A 13,842-nucleotide genomic window follows, 5' to 3' on the forward strand; every position below is an offset into this window, starting at 1 on the left:
GGGTTTCTTATGACGGGCCTGCGAGCGGGAAATGAAACCGGCCGGACTGCTCGAGCGGGCACACTGGGCACGTGAGCATTCCCGGATCCTGGTCCCGCGCCGCGGCGGGCGCCGGCCTCCTCGGCCCCGGCGGCGAGGTCGCCGCCACCGTCTTCAGCGAGATGAGCGCGCTCGCCCTGCGCACCGGAGCGGTGAACCTCGGCCAGGGCTTCCCCGACGAGGACGGCCCGCGCGAGATCCTCGACGCCGCGCGCGACGCCATCGCGTCCGGGCTCAACCAGTACCCGCCGGGTCCCGGCTTCCCCGTCCTGCGCGAGGCGATCGCCGCGCACCGGCTGCGCTTCTCCGGGATCGCCCTCGATCCCGACGGCGAGGTCCTCGTCACCACGGGCGCCACCGAGGCCCTGGCCGCGGCTCTGCTGGGCCTGCTCGAGCCGGGCGACGAGGTCGTCACCTTCACGCCCCACTACGACGCCTACGGAGCCCTGATCGCCCTCGCCGGAGGGGTGCACCGCACCGTGCTCCTGCGCGGCCCCTCCTTCGCGGTCGACCACGACGAGCTGACCGCCGCGGTGAGCGACCGCACGCGCGTCATCCTGGTGAACGACCCGCACAACCCGACCGGTGCCGTCCTCCCGGCCGAGACCCACGAGCTGATCGTGCGGCTCGCCGAGCGGCACGACGCCGTGATCCTGACGGACGAGGTCTACGAGCACCTGCGCTTCGACACCCCGCACGTCCCGCTGGCCTCCCTTCCCGGAGCCTTCGAGCGGACGCTGTCCGTCTCCTCGGCGGGCAAGACCTTCAGCACCACGGGCTGGAAGATCGGCTGGGTGACGGGCCCGCGCGAGCTGATCACGGCCGTCCTCGCCGTGAAGCAGTTCCTCACCTACGTCAGCGGCTCGCCGTTCCAGGGGGCCGTCGCCCTCGGGCTCGGGCTCCCGGACGCCTTCTTCACCGGCGCGGCGCAGACTCTTGCGGCCAAGAAGGACCTGCTGTCGGCGGGCCTGGCTGCTGCGGGCTTCGGCGTCGCGCCCTCCTCGGGCGGCTACTTCGTCGTCGCGGACGCGGCACCGCTCGGCTACGACGACGGGGTCGCGCTCTGCCGGGCGCTCCCGGATCTCGCGGGAGTGGTGGCGGTGCCCGTGTCGGCGTTCTGCCGCCCCGAGGACGCCGCTCCCTACCGCTCGCTCGTCCGCTTCGCCTTCTGCAAGCGGTTCGGGGTGCTGGAGACCGCGGTCGCGGGCCTCGCCCGCATGGCGCGCTGAGGAGCCGGCCTCAGCGGATGCGGTCGGATGCCCGGCGCCGTCGGGCCGGGGGCGGCGGTCAGAGCGGCAGCACCCGGAAGCGCCGCAGCGCCAGAGCGGGGTTCTTCGCGCGCGCCGCGTCGATCCGCTCGCGCGAGACCCAGGCGACGGCGACATCCTCGACCTCGCCGAGGGTGACGGTCTCGACGCCCATCGGATCGACGATCATGCTCGTGCCGACCCCGATCGGCGGGGTCTGGTCGGCTGCGACGAGGTACACCGTGTTCTCGAGCGCGCGGGCGGTGACCAGCGTCCGCCAGTGCGCCTCCTTGAGCGGGCCGCGCACCCACTCGGCCGGTGCCGCGATGACGTCGACCCCGGCGTCGACCAGCCAGCGGCTGACCTCCGGGAAGCGCAGGTCGTAGCAGGTCTGCAGCCCGACGACGAGGCCGCCGACCTCGAACGTCTCGGGTGCGGCGATCTCCCCCGCGGCGACCCACTCCGACTCGGTCTGGCCGAAGGCGTCGTACAGGTGCAGCTTGCGGTAGCGGGCCACGAGCGCGCCCTCGGGGTCGAGCGCGACGAGCGTGTTCGCGATGCGGCGCCCGTCCACCGCCTCGACCATGCCCGCCACGAGGTGGATCCGGAGCTCGCGCGCGAGGGCCGCGAGAGCCGTGACGAACGGGCCGTCGAGCGCCTCGCCCGCCGCGACCAGCTCGGGCCCGAGCGGATCGGTGAAGGCGGAGCTGTACTCCGGCAGCACCACCAGGCTCGCGCCGCGCTCGGCGGCGATCCGGGCCAGGCGCCCGATCGTCGCGATGTTCGCCTCCCGGTCCGTCGAGGGGGCGAACTGCGCCACGGCCATGCCGACGGCGCCGGTCATCAGCTCGGCGGGTAGAGGAAGAGGGCGACCTGGGAGGCCGGGATGGTGCGCTTGTGGTACGCGTGGTCGTTGCCCCAGTTGTACTCCTCGAGCGAGACCGTGCCGTCGGAGTTGACGGCCTGCACGTAGGCGACGTGGTTGCCGGTGAACCAGGCGACCGCGCCGGGGACGGGCGTACTGCTGGTCACCCAGCCGTGGGAGGCCCACTGGCCGGCCCACGCGTAGGCGCTGCCTCCGCCCGGGGTCATGTTGCCCCAGGTCCACTTGAAGGGTGCGCTCGTCGAGCCCTGGTCGCGGTTGATCCGCCAGGCGACGAAGTCGACGCACTCGCGGTAGTAGTACCGCAGCGGCGATAGGCCGCCGCCCTGGTCGTCGGTGAGCTGGTCGCGCCAGGGGTAGTCGTCGCCCTCCTCGCGGGGCGTGACCGAGGTGCTGGTGCCGCCGCTGCCCGCGGCGGCGCCGTCCGCACCGGTCGTGCCTGCCGCGGCCTGCGCCTCCTGGGCGAGGCGGGCGGTCTCGGCGTCGCGGGCGGCCTGCTCGGCGGCGGCGAGCGCGCGCGCCTGGGCGGCCGCCTCGTCGAGCTGGGCCTGGGTCGGTGCGGTGAAGGAGTCGCGGATGACCTGCTCCTGGACCGCGGTCGGCGCGACGGTGAGCTTCTGGTTGCCGAGCGCCTGCACGCGGGCGGCGGCCTCGACGGCGGCCTGCGAATCGGGTGCCGGGTCGAAGGAGTAGGCGGGGAGCGCGGAGACCGCCACGAGGCCCGCGATGGCGGCGAGGGCGACCGTGCTGACGGTCGCGCGGAAGACACGGCCCCGGCGGCGCCGCACGGGGCGGACGGGCGTGAGGACCGGAGTGGCGACGCGTGCCGCGGGCAGCGCGTGCGGCGCCTGCCGCGGGCTCCGCCGGGTCGGGCGGTCGCCGAGCCCCTCGTTCGAGCCGTCGTCCCCGCGTTCGTCCCTCACAGCAGCACCCCTCGCATCGGGGTCGAGCCTAACGTGCGGGCCGGTCCGGCACACGCGTCGGCGCGGAGCGTCGGGAGGCCGGTCCGCGGATGCGGGTCGCGCGAGCCCGGCACGAAGTCGGCGGCGGCGCCGCGCGGATCCGACGGTGACGCGGACGGGCGACCGGAGTAGCGTCCGGAGCGGAGCGGGCGCGATGGTGCGGCCGCGGGACGGAGGACGGCGATGATCCGGAGCGAGAGGGCCTTCGGCGGCTTCAGCGTGGACGACGTGGAGGCGGCGCGGGCCTTCTACGGCGGAGTGCTCGGGCTCGAGGTCGAGCTGAACGCGATGGGGATCCTCGACATCCGGCTGCCGGGCGGAGGCCGCGCGATCGCGTACCCGAAGCCGGACCACGAGCCGGCGTCGTTCACGATCCTGAACTTCTCGGTGGAGGACGTCGACGTGGCGGTCGCCGAGCTGCACGCGGCAGGCGTCACCACGGCGATCTACGACGACCCGTCGCTGCCGACCGATGCGGACGGAGTGATGCGCGGCCACGGGCCGACGATCTGCTGGTTCCGCGATCCGGCGGGCAACGTGCTGAGCGTGATCGAGGGCGACTGAGGTCTCCGCCCGCGCACTGTCAGCCGCGGGCAGCACGTCCGCGACCCGTGTTAACGACGAAAGCCGGCCCTTCTCAGGACCGGCTTTCGCTTTCTTGTTGCGGGGGCAGGATTTGAACCTACGACCTCTGGGTTATGAGCCCAGCGAGCTACCGAACTGCTCCACCCCGCGGCACAAGAAGAGACATTACACGCGTTCCGGCGCCGGTGCAAATCGACGCGGCGGTGGGAGCGGGCTCCGGTCTCAGGCGGGCTTGGCGGCGCGCAGCACGGCGCTCCCGTCCACGCTCAGCCCGACCGCCGTCAGGGCGGCTGCGAGCTCGGACGAGGTGCGCGACCAGGTGCGGACGTCGGCGTCGACGAGAGCGGACGACGACGGGACGACGAGCACCGCGCCGCCGGGGGCGACGAACCACTCCACCAGCCGCGCCCACTCCTCCAGGTCGGGGAGCCACGAGACGACGCCGGCGCTGCAGAGCACGACGTCGAACGAGTCGGGCTCCGGCAGCATGTGCCGCAGCTCGTAGAGGTTCGCGCAGACGAAGCGGGCGGAGCCGGCGAGGTCCCTGTCCGCGGCGCCGGCGCGTGCTCGGCGCACGGCGGGCATCGAGAAGTCGACGCCCACCACGCGGGCGCCGCGCTCGGCGAGCTCGAGCGCGTCGAGCCCGTCGCCCGAGCCGAGCTGGAGGATCCTCGGCCCGGGGTCGAGGAGCGCCGCGGTGACGAGCTCCGGGTGGAGCGCACCCTCGCCGGTGCGCTCCTCCCAGTACGTGCGGTTCAGCTCGAGCCACTCCCCCGAGCGGAGGTGCTCGCCGCGGTCGACCTGCACCATGCGGGCTACTGGCCGCCCTCGGCCTGCAGCGCCCGCGAGAGCGCCTCGGTCAGCTGCTCGTCCGCCGCCGCGAAGGCGGGGAGGTCGCCCGCCTTGAGGGCGTTCTCGCGAGCCGTGAGTGCGTCCCGCGCGTCGTTCAGCGCCTGCTGCAGCGCCGTCTGGTCGCCCGTGGCCGGCGTGGAGCCGGTGCCGCCGGTCGTGCCGCCCGCGTCGCCTCCGGTGTCGCCGCCCGAGGTGCCGGTGCCGGCGTCCGGAGTCGTCGGTGTGCCGGTGTCGCCCGCGTCGGCTCCCGAGTCGCCGCCGAAGAGGCTGTCGAGGGCCGCGTCGAGGGTGTCCTCGAAGGCGATGTCGTCACCGAACGCGACCAGCACCTTCTGCAGGAGCGGGAAGCTCGTGTCTCCGTTGGAGCGCACGTAGATCGGCTGGACGTAGAGCAGGCCGCCGCCGACCGGCAGCGTGAGCAGGTTGCCCCTCGTGACGGTGGTGTCGCCGCGGGAGAGGATGTTCAGCTCGTTCGCGACCGTCGGGTCGGTGGTGAACGCGTTCTGCACCTGGCCGGGGCCGGGCACCGTGTCGTCCTTCGGCAGCTCGAGCAGGCGGAGCGTGCCGTAGCCGTCGGCCACGGAGCCCGCCGTCGAGCCGGCGTCGGAGTCGGCCACGAGGTAGCCGGTCAGCACGTTGCGGCTGGCCTGCGCGCCCTGGACGCTCGCCGGGATGTACGTCGAGTAGAGCGAGTACGACGGCACGTCCTGGTCCGGCGTCTGCAGCGTCAGGTAGTACGGCGGCTGCAGGCTGGTGCCGGTCGCGGCGGCCGTGGTCGCGGCTCCGCTGGTCGGGTCGTTCGGCGTCGCCCAGGCGTCCTCGCGGGAGTAGAAGGAGCCCGCGTCGGTCACGTGGTAGGTGCCGAGGACCGCGCGCTGGACCTTGAAGAGGTCCTCCGGGTACCGGACATGGCTGAGCAGCTCACCCGACATGTCGCTCACGGGCTTCACCGTGGTCGGGAAGATCTTCTGCCAGGTCTGCAGGATCGGGTCCTCGGTGTCCCACGCGTAGAGCGTGACGCTGCCGTCGTACGCGTCGACGGTCGCCTTGACCGAGTTGCGGATGTAGTTGACGTCGTCGGTCGGGAACTGCTGCTGCGTGTTCGTGTCGGCGATCGCCTGCGAGAGGCTCTGCACCTCCGAGTACGGGTAGTCGGCCGAGGTGGTGTACCCGTCGACGACCCACTTCACGCGGCCGTCGACGACGGTCGGGTAGGCATCGGAGTCGAGCTTGAGGTACGGCGCGACCTTCTGGACGCGCTGCACGGGATCGCGGTCGTAGAGGATCTGCGAGTCGTCGTTCACGCCGTCCGAGAGGAAGATCTGCTCGGACTGGAACTTGATCGCGTAGACGAGCTTCTTGAAGACGTTGTCGAGAGCGGGGCCGCCCTCGCCGTCGAAGGTCGTGTAGGTCTGCTGCGCGCCGTCGGTGCCCGAGGGGTAGTCGAGCTCGATGTCGCGCGAGTCGTTGCCGCCCACGATCGAGTACGGCGGGGAGTTCTCGCCGAAGTAGATCCGCGGCTCGTAGTCGCCGAGGTCGCCCGTCGTCGGGACGCCGGACTCGATGAACACCGGCTCGCCGTCGGCCGATCGCTGGTTGCCGTACGCGGCGACCAGGCCGTAGCCGTGGGTGTAGACCAGTGTCTGGTTGTACCAGGTCTGGTTGGTGCCGAGGCCGTTGAGGTTCAGCTCGCGGACGCCGACCACGGCGTCCTGCGTCGATCCGTCGATGGAGTAGCGGTCGACGTCGAGCGCGTTCTGCGTGTCGCCGAACTTGTAGTACTGGCGGAACTGCTGCAGCTGCGAGAACGCGTCGGTGACGACGGCGGGGTCGAGGATGCGGATGTTCGCGGTGGTCTCGGCGTCCGAGCGCAGGGCGCCCGGCTCCGCGTCGGTGGTCGCGTCGTAGGGGATGACGTCGACGTCGCTGACGCCGTAGGCCTGGCGCGTCATGTCGATGTTGTTCTGGATGAAGGGCTGCTCGAGCGTGCGCTCGTTGGGCTCGACCTGGAACTTCTGCACGATCCACGGGTAGAGGGAGCCGACGAGCAGGCTCGACACGATCAGCAGCGCGGTGCCGATGACCGGGAAGCGCCAGCGGCCGATGAAGGCGGTGACGACGAAGAGGATCGCGACCAGCGCCGCGATGCCGGCCAGGATCTGCAGGCCCGGGATCGTCGCGTTGACGGTGGAGTAGGTGGCGCCGGTGATGCGGGGCCCCTGCTGCGCGAGCGTCGCGTACTGGTCGAGCCAGAGGCTGACCGCCTGCACGGCGAGGTAGAGGGCGGCGATGACCGCCAGCTGGATGCGCGAGGCCTTCGAGATGCGGATCTCGCGGCCGTTCACCCGGATCGCTCCGTAGAGGTAGCCGGTGGCGAGGGTCGCGAACGCCGAGATCAGCAGGACCGCCGACGCGAAGCCGACGATGCTCTGGTAGAAGGGCAGCTCGAAGAGGTAGAACGACGTGTCGAGGCCGAACTGCGGATCCGTGGTGCCCGAGGGCGTGCGGTTCCAGAAGGTGAGGCTCGTCTGCCAGCGGGTGGCGGAGGAGACGCCGGCGAAGAGGCCGAGCACCGCGGGGATCCCGAAGGTGGCCAGGCGCCGCAGCGGCTCCACGACCTGCTGGTAGCGGTCGATCTGCGAGTTGAGCTTCGCGTAGACCGGCCGGAGGCGGTACGCCAGCATCAGGCTGATGAACACCGGCACCGCCATGGCGACGAAGCCGATGACGAAGAGACCGCCCGCCGCCGCCCACTGCGTCGTGAGCACGGAGAGGAAGCCGAGCTGGTCGTACCAGAGGATGTCGGTGTACAGACCGGCGAAGACGAAGAACGCCACCACCAGGACGGCCACCACCACGACAGTGACGGCGAGGACGCTCCGTCTCTTCCGCGGCGGGGTTTCGGTTGCTGTGGAACTCACGTGAGGGCCTCTTGCTGTCGAGATGTGAGGGGAGGCCACCCATGCTATGCGACGGCTGTCCGGCTCACCTGGGCGTCGACCCGGGGTCGGCGGGCGGGATCAGTCGAGGGGAGCGGCGGTGCTGCAGTCCGGCAGCCCGGAGGTGTCGCCCGCGGCGATGCCCTTCAGTGCGGCGAGGGCGTCGTCGAGGGTCGAGACCGCGAGCACGTCGAGCCCGTCGGGGACGTGGCCGACGACCTCGTTGCAGTTGGTCGCGGGGGCGAGGAAGTACTCGGCTCCGGCGCCCTCCGCCCCGTAGAGCTTCTGGCGGATCCCGCCGATGGCGCCGACCTCGCCGGCCGCGTCGATCGTGCCGGTCCCGGCGACGCTCCGCCCGCCGTTGAGCTCGCCCTCGGTGAGCTTGTCGATGATCCCGAGGGCGAACATCATGCCCGCGCTCGGCCCGCCCACGTCGTCCAGCTGAATGTCGACCTCGAACGGGAAGTCGAAGGCCGCTCCGGGGAGGACGCCGATGACGGCGGCGCCGTTCGAGTCGCGCGGCGTGACCTCCACCTCCTGCCGGACGCCCTCGCGCTCGATGCTGACCTGCACCGGGGAGCCGGTGCCGAGGGTCTGCAGGGTCGCGCGCAGGGCGGTCGCGTCGGCGACAGGGGTGCCCGCGACCGCGAGGATCTCGTCCCCCGCCTCCAGGACGCCCTCGGCCGGGGAGCCCTCGGGCACCTGCACGACCGAGACGCGCTGCTCGACGGGGTAGCCGAGCTCGGTGAGCGCGGCGGCGATCGCCTCCTGCTGGGAGTCGGTCATCTCGGCCTGGTTCGCCTCGTCGCGCTCCTCGACCGTGGAGGAGGGAGGGAAGATCGCGTCGACCGGGACGACCGCCTTGGTCCTGTCGAACCAGGCGCTCGCGACCTCGACCCAGGTGGGCAGGCTCTGCGGGTTGCCGACGACCGACACGGTGAGCATGTCGAGCGTGCCGGCCGTGGGATAGGTGGTGCGGTCCGGGATCGAGATGAGGGGCACGTCCTTGCTGCTGCCCAGGGTGTCGAACACGGGGCCGGGCTGCTCGATCACGTAGGGGGCGGGCGCGACGCCCAGACCGACCACGACGGCGACACCCGAGAGGAGGACGACCGGTCCGACCCACGGGCGGCGCGGGGAGGAGGAGGGGCGCGGGTCGTCGGAGAACAGCGACACGGGGGCCTTTCTGGCAACGGGTGGAGCGGCTCCGCCGGGATGTTCGCGGCGGGCGGAAGCGGGCTGGGCTCGAGCGGTGCTCTGCACGCCGACGCCCCGGGCGCTCGGGCTAACGTAGCTTGCACGACTGGGAGTCGCGCCGGAACCGGCGCCCTGTGCAGGGCCGCGGAGGCGGTGCGGCGACCGGATTCACGTGAGCGACGGAGGGCTGATCCCGATGGCCGATGGCGACAGTGCGGACCGAGCGGGCGGCGGCTCCGAGGACGAGTTCCGGGAGATGCTGCGGCAGTTCCTCTCGGGGAACGGCCCGGTCGACCCCTCGCAGCTCGCAGGAGCGGCAGGCCTGCCGAACGACCCGGTGGCCCTGCAGAACCTGCTCTCGCAGCTGCAGAGCGCGATGCAGCAGAACGGCGACGGCGGCGTCAACTGGACGCTCTCGCTCGAGCAGGCGAAGCAGCTCGCGCGCGCCGAGTCCGCGCCGGTGTCCGACTCCGTGCGGGCCCCGATCGACGCGGCCTTCGGCGTCGCCGCGCTCTGGCTCGACGAGGTCGCGTACGTCTCCGAGCTGAGCCGCACGCCGCGCTCGATCAGCCGCCTCGAGTGGATCTCCCTGACGATGCCGGTCTGGACCCAGCTCGCCGAGCCGGTGGCGCTGAGCATCTCGGACGCGCTGACCCGCGTGCTCCGCGAGCAGGCCCCGGAGGAGATGCAGGCGATGATCGCCGGTGCCGAGGGCATGATGCGCGGGATCGGCGGCACCCTGTTCGCCCTGCAGCTGGGCCAGGTCGTCGGGCAGCTCGCCGCCGAGGTCGTCTCGGGCGGCGACATCGGCATCCCGCTGCTGGAGGAGAACGACGCGGCGATCCTGCCGCAGAACGTCGCCGCGTTCGGCGAGGGTCTCGACATCCCGCTGGACCAGGTGCAGCTGTACCTGGCGGTCCGCGAGCTCGCGCACGCCCGCCTCTTCCGGCACGGCAAGTGGCTCCGTCTCGCCCTCATCTCGCAGATCACCGACTTCGCGCGCGGGATCAGCATCGACACCACCCGCCTCGAGGAGCTGGCCGAGGGCTTCGACCCGTCGAACCCCGAGGAGCTCCGCGACGCGATGACCTCCGGCGCGCTCATCCCGCCGAAGACGGAGGAGCAGCTCGCCGCGCACGGCCGCCTCGAGACCGTCCTCGCCCTCATCGAGGGGTGGGTCGACGTCGTCACCGCGGCGGCGACCACTCGCCTGCCCAGCGCCGGGGCGATCGCCGAGACGGTCCGCCGCCGCCGCGCCTCCGGCGGGCCGGCCGAATCCGCCTTCGCCACCCTCGTCGGCCTGGAGCTGCGCCCGCGCCGCCTCCGCGAGGCCGCCGCGATGTGGCAGGCCGTGACCGACGCCGTCGGGCCCGAGGCCCGCGACTCCCTCTGGTCGCACCCCGACCTGCTCCCCGGCTCGGAGGACCTGGACGACCCGAGCGCGCTCGTCGCCCGGCTCACGGCCGAGGCCCGCGGCGAGACCCCGGAGCCCGACGAGATGGACCGCGCGCTGGAGGACCTGCTGAACGGCACGATGCCGCGCGAGGGCGACGGCGCCTCCGGAGACGCCCCGGACACGACCGACGACGACGGCTCGCCGGACGACGACGACCGCGGCTCCTCCCCCACGGGCGACCGCCCCGTCTGACCCCCGTCCGGCGCCCGCCTGTGGACAACTCGCGCGGCGCCGGGCCGGTCTCGGCCATGATCGCCGGATGGTGCTCCGGCTCGATCCCCGACTCCCCCTGCTCTGGCGCTCAGCGACCGCGGTGCAGCTCGGCCTCGACCGGCCGCACGCGGTCCTGGACGGCGTCGGCTACCCGGAGGAGCTGCTGCTCGACGCCCTCCGCGTGGGCACCAGCGCCGGCACCGTCCGCCTGATCGCGGCGCGCGCCGGAGCGAGCGAGGCGCGTGTCGACGAGGTGCTCGAGGCGCTCCGGCCGGTCCTGCTGCGCAGCGTCGAGCCCGGCCCTCCCCCGGCACCGCGGGTCGTCGTCGAGGGGACGGGCGCGGCACCGGACGCACTGCGCACGCTGCTCCGGAGCGAGGGCTGCTCGTTGCTCACCGACGACGGGACGCCGGACCTCGCCGTGCTGATCGCCGACTTCGCGGTCGCCCCCGCCCGCGCCGCGCACTGGCTCGCGGCCGATGTGCCGCACCTAGCGGTGGTGTTCGGCGACGAATCGGTGCGCGTCGGACCCCTGGTGGAGCCGGGGTCCGGACCGTGCCTGCACTGCGCCGAGCGGGACCGGATGGACCTCGACCCGGATCGCGCGCGCCTCGTGATCCAGGTGCTCGGCCGCTCAGCCCCCACCCGCACGCCGCTCGCGAGCGCGGCGATCGCCGTGGCGGCCGCCGACGCCGTGCTGCGGCGGCTCCTCGCCGGCTGGCGAGGGCTCCGCGCGGCCGAGCGGGTCTACAGCGACGCCTCCGGAGCGTTCACCGTGCGGGAGCGGGAGCCGCACCCCGAGTGCGCGTGCCGAGCTCTTCGAGGAAGCGCGACGGCTCCCTCCGCGTGACGCGGCCGACCGTCGAGCGCGCCCACGAGAGGCGCAGGCGCCGGCGGGCCCGGGTGATGCCGACGTAGAGGAGGCGCCGCTCCTCGTCGATCGCCTCGAGGCCGGCGGCGTACGAGATCGGCAGCAGGCCCTCGGCGAGCCCCATCAGGTGCACCGACTCCCACTCGAGGCCCTTCGCCGAGTGCAGCGTGGCGAGGGTGACCGCGCCGCGGTCCGGCTCGTGGTGCACCTGCTGGCGTGCGATCAGGTCGTCGGTGAACTGGCGGAAGGTCCATCCGGCAGGGGCCTCGTCGACGAGGCGGGCCAGCGTGTCCAGCGACTCCCACCGGTCGCGCACCGCACCGGGCGCCGACGGGGGCTCGGCGCTCCAGCCGAGCGAGCGGAGGACGTCGCTCACCGACTTGAACAGCGGCTCGCCGCTGATCGACACGGACGCCGCGCGCAGCTGCATCACGGCCTGCTTCACCTCGGGCAGGTCGAAGAAGCGCTTGCCGCCGCGCATGTGCGCGCTCACTCCACGCTCGTGCAGGGCGTGCTCGATGACCGCCGACTGGCTGTTGGTGCGGAAGAGGACCGCGATGTCGGAGGGGCGCACCCCCGCCTCGATGTCGGCCGCGACCCGCGCCGCGATCCCGCGCGCCTCCGCGATGTCGTCCGGGTAGGCGTCGATCGCGGGCTCCGGCGCCTCGGCGGCGGCGACGGCGTGGAGCGAGAGGGCGCCGGGCCTGCCCCGCATGAGGCGGTTCGCGGTCTGCACGATCGGCACGGCCGAGCGGTAGTTCTCCTCCAGGCGCACCACGGTGGCGGCCGGCCAGCGGGACGGGAAGTCGAGGAGATAGTCGGCCCGCGCACCCGCGAAGGAGTAGATGGTCTGGCTGGCGTCGCCGACGACGCAGAGGTCGCTCCGGTCGCCGAGCCAGAGCTCCAGGAGCCGCTGCTGCAGCGGCGAGACGTCCTGGTACTCGTCGACGACGAAGAAGCGGTACTGCTCGCGCACCTGCATCGCCATCGCGGGCTCGGACTCGAGCATCCCGGCGGTCACGAGCAGGACGTCCTCGAAGTCGATCTGGCGGCGCTGGTCCTTCAGCCCCTCGTACTCGTCCACGAGCGCGACCGTCTGCTCCAGGGTGAGCCGTCCGGGCAGGGGGCGCGTGCGGGCGGCGACGGCGTACTGCTCGAGCGAGAGGGCGGACACCTTCCGCCACTCGATCTCGGCCGAGAGGTCGCGAAGCGTCGCCGTGTCGAGCTTCAGGCGGAGCCGCTCGGCCGCGTGCCCGAGCAGGCGGGCCTTGCCGTCGAGCAGCTGGGGCATCGTGCCCCCCACCAGCTGCGGCCAGAAGTAGCCGAGCTGCGAGAGAGCCGCTGCGTGGAACGTGCGGGCCTGGACGCCCCCGGCGCCGAGCACCCGCAGGCGCGAGCGCAGCTCGGCCGCGGCGCGGCTGGTGAAGGTCAGTGCCATGACGCGACCGGGCGTGTAGACGCCGGTCGCCACTCCGTGCGCGATGCGGTGCGTGATCGTCCGGGTCTTGCCGGTGCCCGCTCCCGCGAGGACGCAGACCGGCCCCAGCAGCGCCTCCGCCGCCTCGCGCTGCCCCTCGTCGAGACCGTCGAGCAGGGTCACGCGATCGGGCCGTTCTCCAGCTCGCCTCCGTACCAGTCCTCGATCATCGCGCGGGCGATGGACGAGCGGCCGGGCAGCAGCACGGACTCGAGCGAGTCGTGCAGCTGCTGCCGGGTGAACCAGCGCAGCTCGACGATCTCCTCGCCGTCCGGGAGCAGATCCTCCGGGGACTGGTCCTCGGCGAGGCGGGCGGTGAAGCCGACCATGAGGGAGGCGGGGAAGGGCCAGGGCTGCGAGCCGAGGTACTGCGGGTCGACGACGCGCATGCCCGACTCCTCGCCGATCTCGCGGATCACGGCGGCCTCGAGCGACTCGCCCGGCTCGACGAAGCCGGCGAGCAGGGAGAAGCGGCCGGTGCCCCACATCGCGTTCGAGCCGAGGAGGAGGCGGTCGTCCGCGTCGAGGACGCAGACGATGATCGCCGGATCCGTGCGCGGGAAGACCTGGCTGCCGTCGGTGGGCGAGCGGCGGACCCAGCCGCCCTGCTCGACGACGGTCGGGTCGCCGTTGCGGGGCGAGTAGCCGTGCGAGGCGTGCCAGTTCGCGATGGCGAGAGCCTCGGTGAACAGGCCCGCGTCGCGGTCGCTCAGGCGCTCGGCGATCGGGCGCAGGCCGCTCCACCGCTCCTCGTCGGGCTCGAGCTCGGCGGCGGCCGCGTCGGTGAGGACGGTCGCGATGACGGGGGTTCCGACCGGCTCGCCGGGGGCCTCGGCGAGCGTGCGGCCGAGGTAGATCCGGAGGGTTCCGGCGGTCACGTCCTCGGGGCGGCGCAGGACGAGGCGGTCGGCCTCGACCAGGGTCCGGTCGTGGTGCAGGACGAGCACGCGGGTGGCGGGATCGGCGAGCAGCTCGTCGAAGAGCGCGGGCCGTGAGCGTCCGACGCCGTCGCGGTCGGCCGCCTGTCGCGAGAGCGGGAGGCGATCGGCGAAGGGCAGTGACATCCGGGGCTCATTTCGTGACGGGGGCCGCGAGGACCGCTGTCGCGGGCCTTCGACGGC

11 protein-coding genes and 1 tRNA gene are annotated in these 13,842 nt (G+C 73.0%); 4 read left to right on the forward strand and 8 right to left on the reverse strand.

What is annotated here, in order from left to right:
• Positions 1–71: 71 nt before the first annotated feature.
• Positions 72–1,268, forward strand: coding sequence for an aminotransferase class I/II-fold pyridoxal phosphate-dependent enzyme (locus tag C5C33_RS11860; protein WP_104261193.1), 1,197 nt, complete (start codon positions 72–74; stop codon positions 1,266–1,268).
• 58 nt (positions 1,269–1,326) lie between these two features.
• On the opposite strand, the gene C5C33_RS11865 is transcribed toward C5C33_RS11860, so the two are convergent.
• Together C5C33_RS11865 and C5C33_RS11870 are read right to left on the reverse strand one after the other, a co-directional pair.
• Complete coding sequence (locus C5C33_RS11865) at positions 1,327–2,130, reverse strand: carbon-nitrogen hydrolase family protein (protein WP_104247828.1); 804 nt, start codon at positions 2,128–2,130, stop codon at positions 1,327–1,329.
• Complete coding sequence (locus C5C33_RS11870; protein WP_104262670.1) at positions 2,130–3,092, reverse strand: CHAP domain-containing protein; 963 nt, start codon at positions 3,090–3,092, stop codon at positions 2,130–2,132. Before C5C33_RS11870 ends, C5C33_RS11865 begins: the two co-directional genes overlap by 1 nt.
• A 222-nt stretch (positions 3,093–3,314) precedes the next feature.
• On the opposite strand from C5C33_RS11870, the gene C5C33_RS11875 reads away from it, so the two are divergent.
• Complete coding sequence (locus C5C33_RS11875) at positions 3,315–3,695, forward strand: VOC family protein (protein WP_104224832.1); 381 nt, start codon at positions 3,315–3,317, stop codon at positions 3,693–3,695.
• 97 nt (positions 3,696–3,792) lie between these two features.
• On the opposite strand, the gene C5C33_RS11880 is transcribed toward C5C33_RS11875, so the two are convergent.
• The 4 genes from C5C33_RS11880 to C5C33_RS11895 all read right to left on the reverse strand — a co-directional run bounded on the left by C5C33_RS11880 (position 3,793) and on the right by C5C33_RS11895 (position 8,683).
• Positions 3,793–3,866 (reverse strand) — tRNA-Met (locus tag C5C33_RS11880).
• A gap of 72 nt (positions 3,867–3,938) precedes the next feature.
• Positions 3,939–4,526, reverse strand: a complete 588-nt coding sequence (locus C5C33_RS11885; protein ID WP_104261194.1) for a class I SAM-dependent methyltransferase — start codon at positions 4,524–4,526, stop codon at positions 3,939–3,941.
• A 5-nt stretch (positions 4,527–4,531) separates the two neighbouring features.
• Positions 4,532–7,489, reverse strand: coding sequence for a UPF0182 family protein (locus C5C33_RS11890; protein ID WP_181136239.1), 2,958 nt, complete (start codon positions 7,487–7,489; stop codon positions 4,532–4,534).
• Between the two features lie 99 nt (positions 7,490–7,588).
• Complete coding sequence (locus C5C33_RS11895) at positions 7,589–8,683, reverse strand: PDZ domain-containing protein (protein ID WP_104233183.1); 1,095 nt, start codon at positions 8,681–8,683, stop codon at positions 7,589–7,591.
• A 217-nt stretch (positions 8,684–8,900) separates the two neighbouring features.
• On the opposite strand from C5C33_RS11895, the gene C5C33_RS11900 reads away from it, so the two are divergent.
• Together C5C33_RS11900 and C5C33_RS11905 are read left to right on the forward strand one after the other, a co-directional pair.
• Entirely contained in the window at positions 8,901–10,352 is a 1,452-nt protein-coding gene (locus C5C33_RS11900; RefSeq protein WP_104247839.1) for a zinc-dependent metalloprotease, read from the forward strand.
• 67 nt (positions 10,353–10,419) lie between these two features.
• Positions 10,420–11,223 (forward strand): hypothetical protein, encoded by an 804-nt coding sequence (locus tag C5C33_RS11905; RefSeq protein ID WP_104261195.1) that lies wholly within the window; start codon positions 10,420–10,422, stop codon positions 11,221–11,223.
• On the opposite strand, the gene C5C33_RS11910 is transcribed toward C5C33_RS11905, so the two are convergent.
• A complete protein-coding gene (locus C5C33_RS11910; RefSeq protein WP_104224836.1) occupies positions 11,144–12,844 on the reverse strand; it encodes an ATP-dependent helicase in 1,701 nt (566 codons plus the stop codon). The two genes, C5C33_RS11905 and C5C33_RS11910, sit on opposite strands and share 80 nt — an antisense overlap.
• Positions 12,841–13,785, reverse strand: coding sequence for an NAD(+) diphosphatase (nudC, locus tag C5C33_RS11915; protein WP_104261196.1), 945 nt, complete (start codon positions 13,783–13,785; stop codon positions 12,841–12,843). Before nudC ends, C5C33_RS11910 begins: the two co-directional genes overlap by 4 nt.
• Between the last annotated feature and the right edge of the window lie 57 nt (positions 13,786–13,842).

Source organism: Rathayibacter sp. AY1H3, from assembly GCF_002932015.1.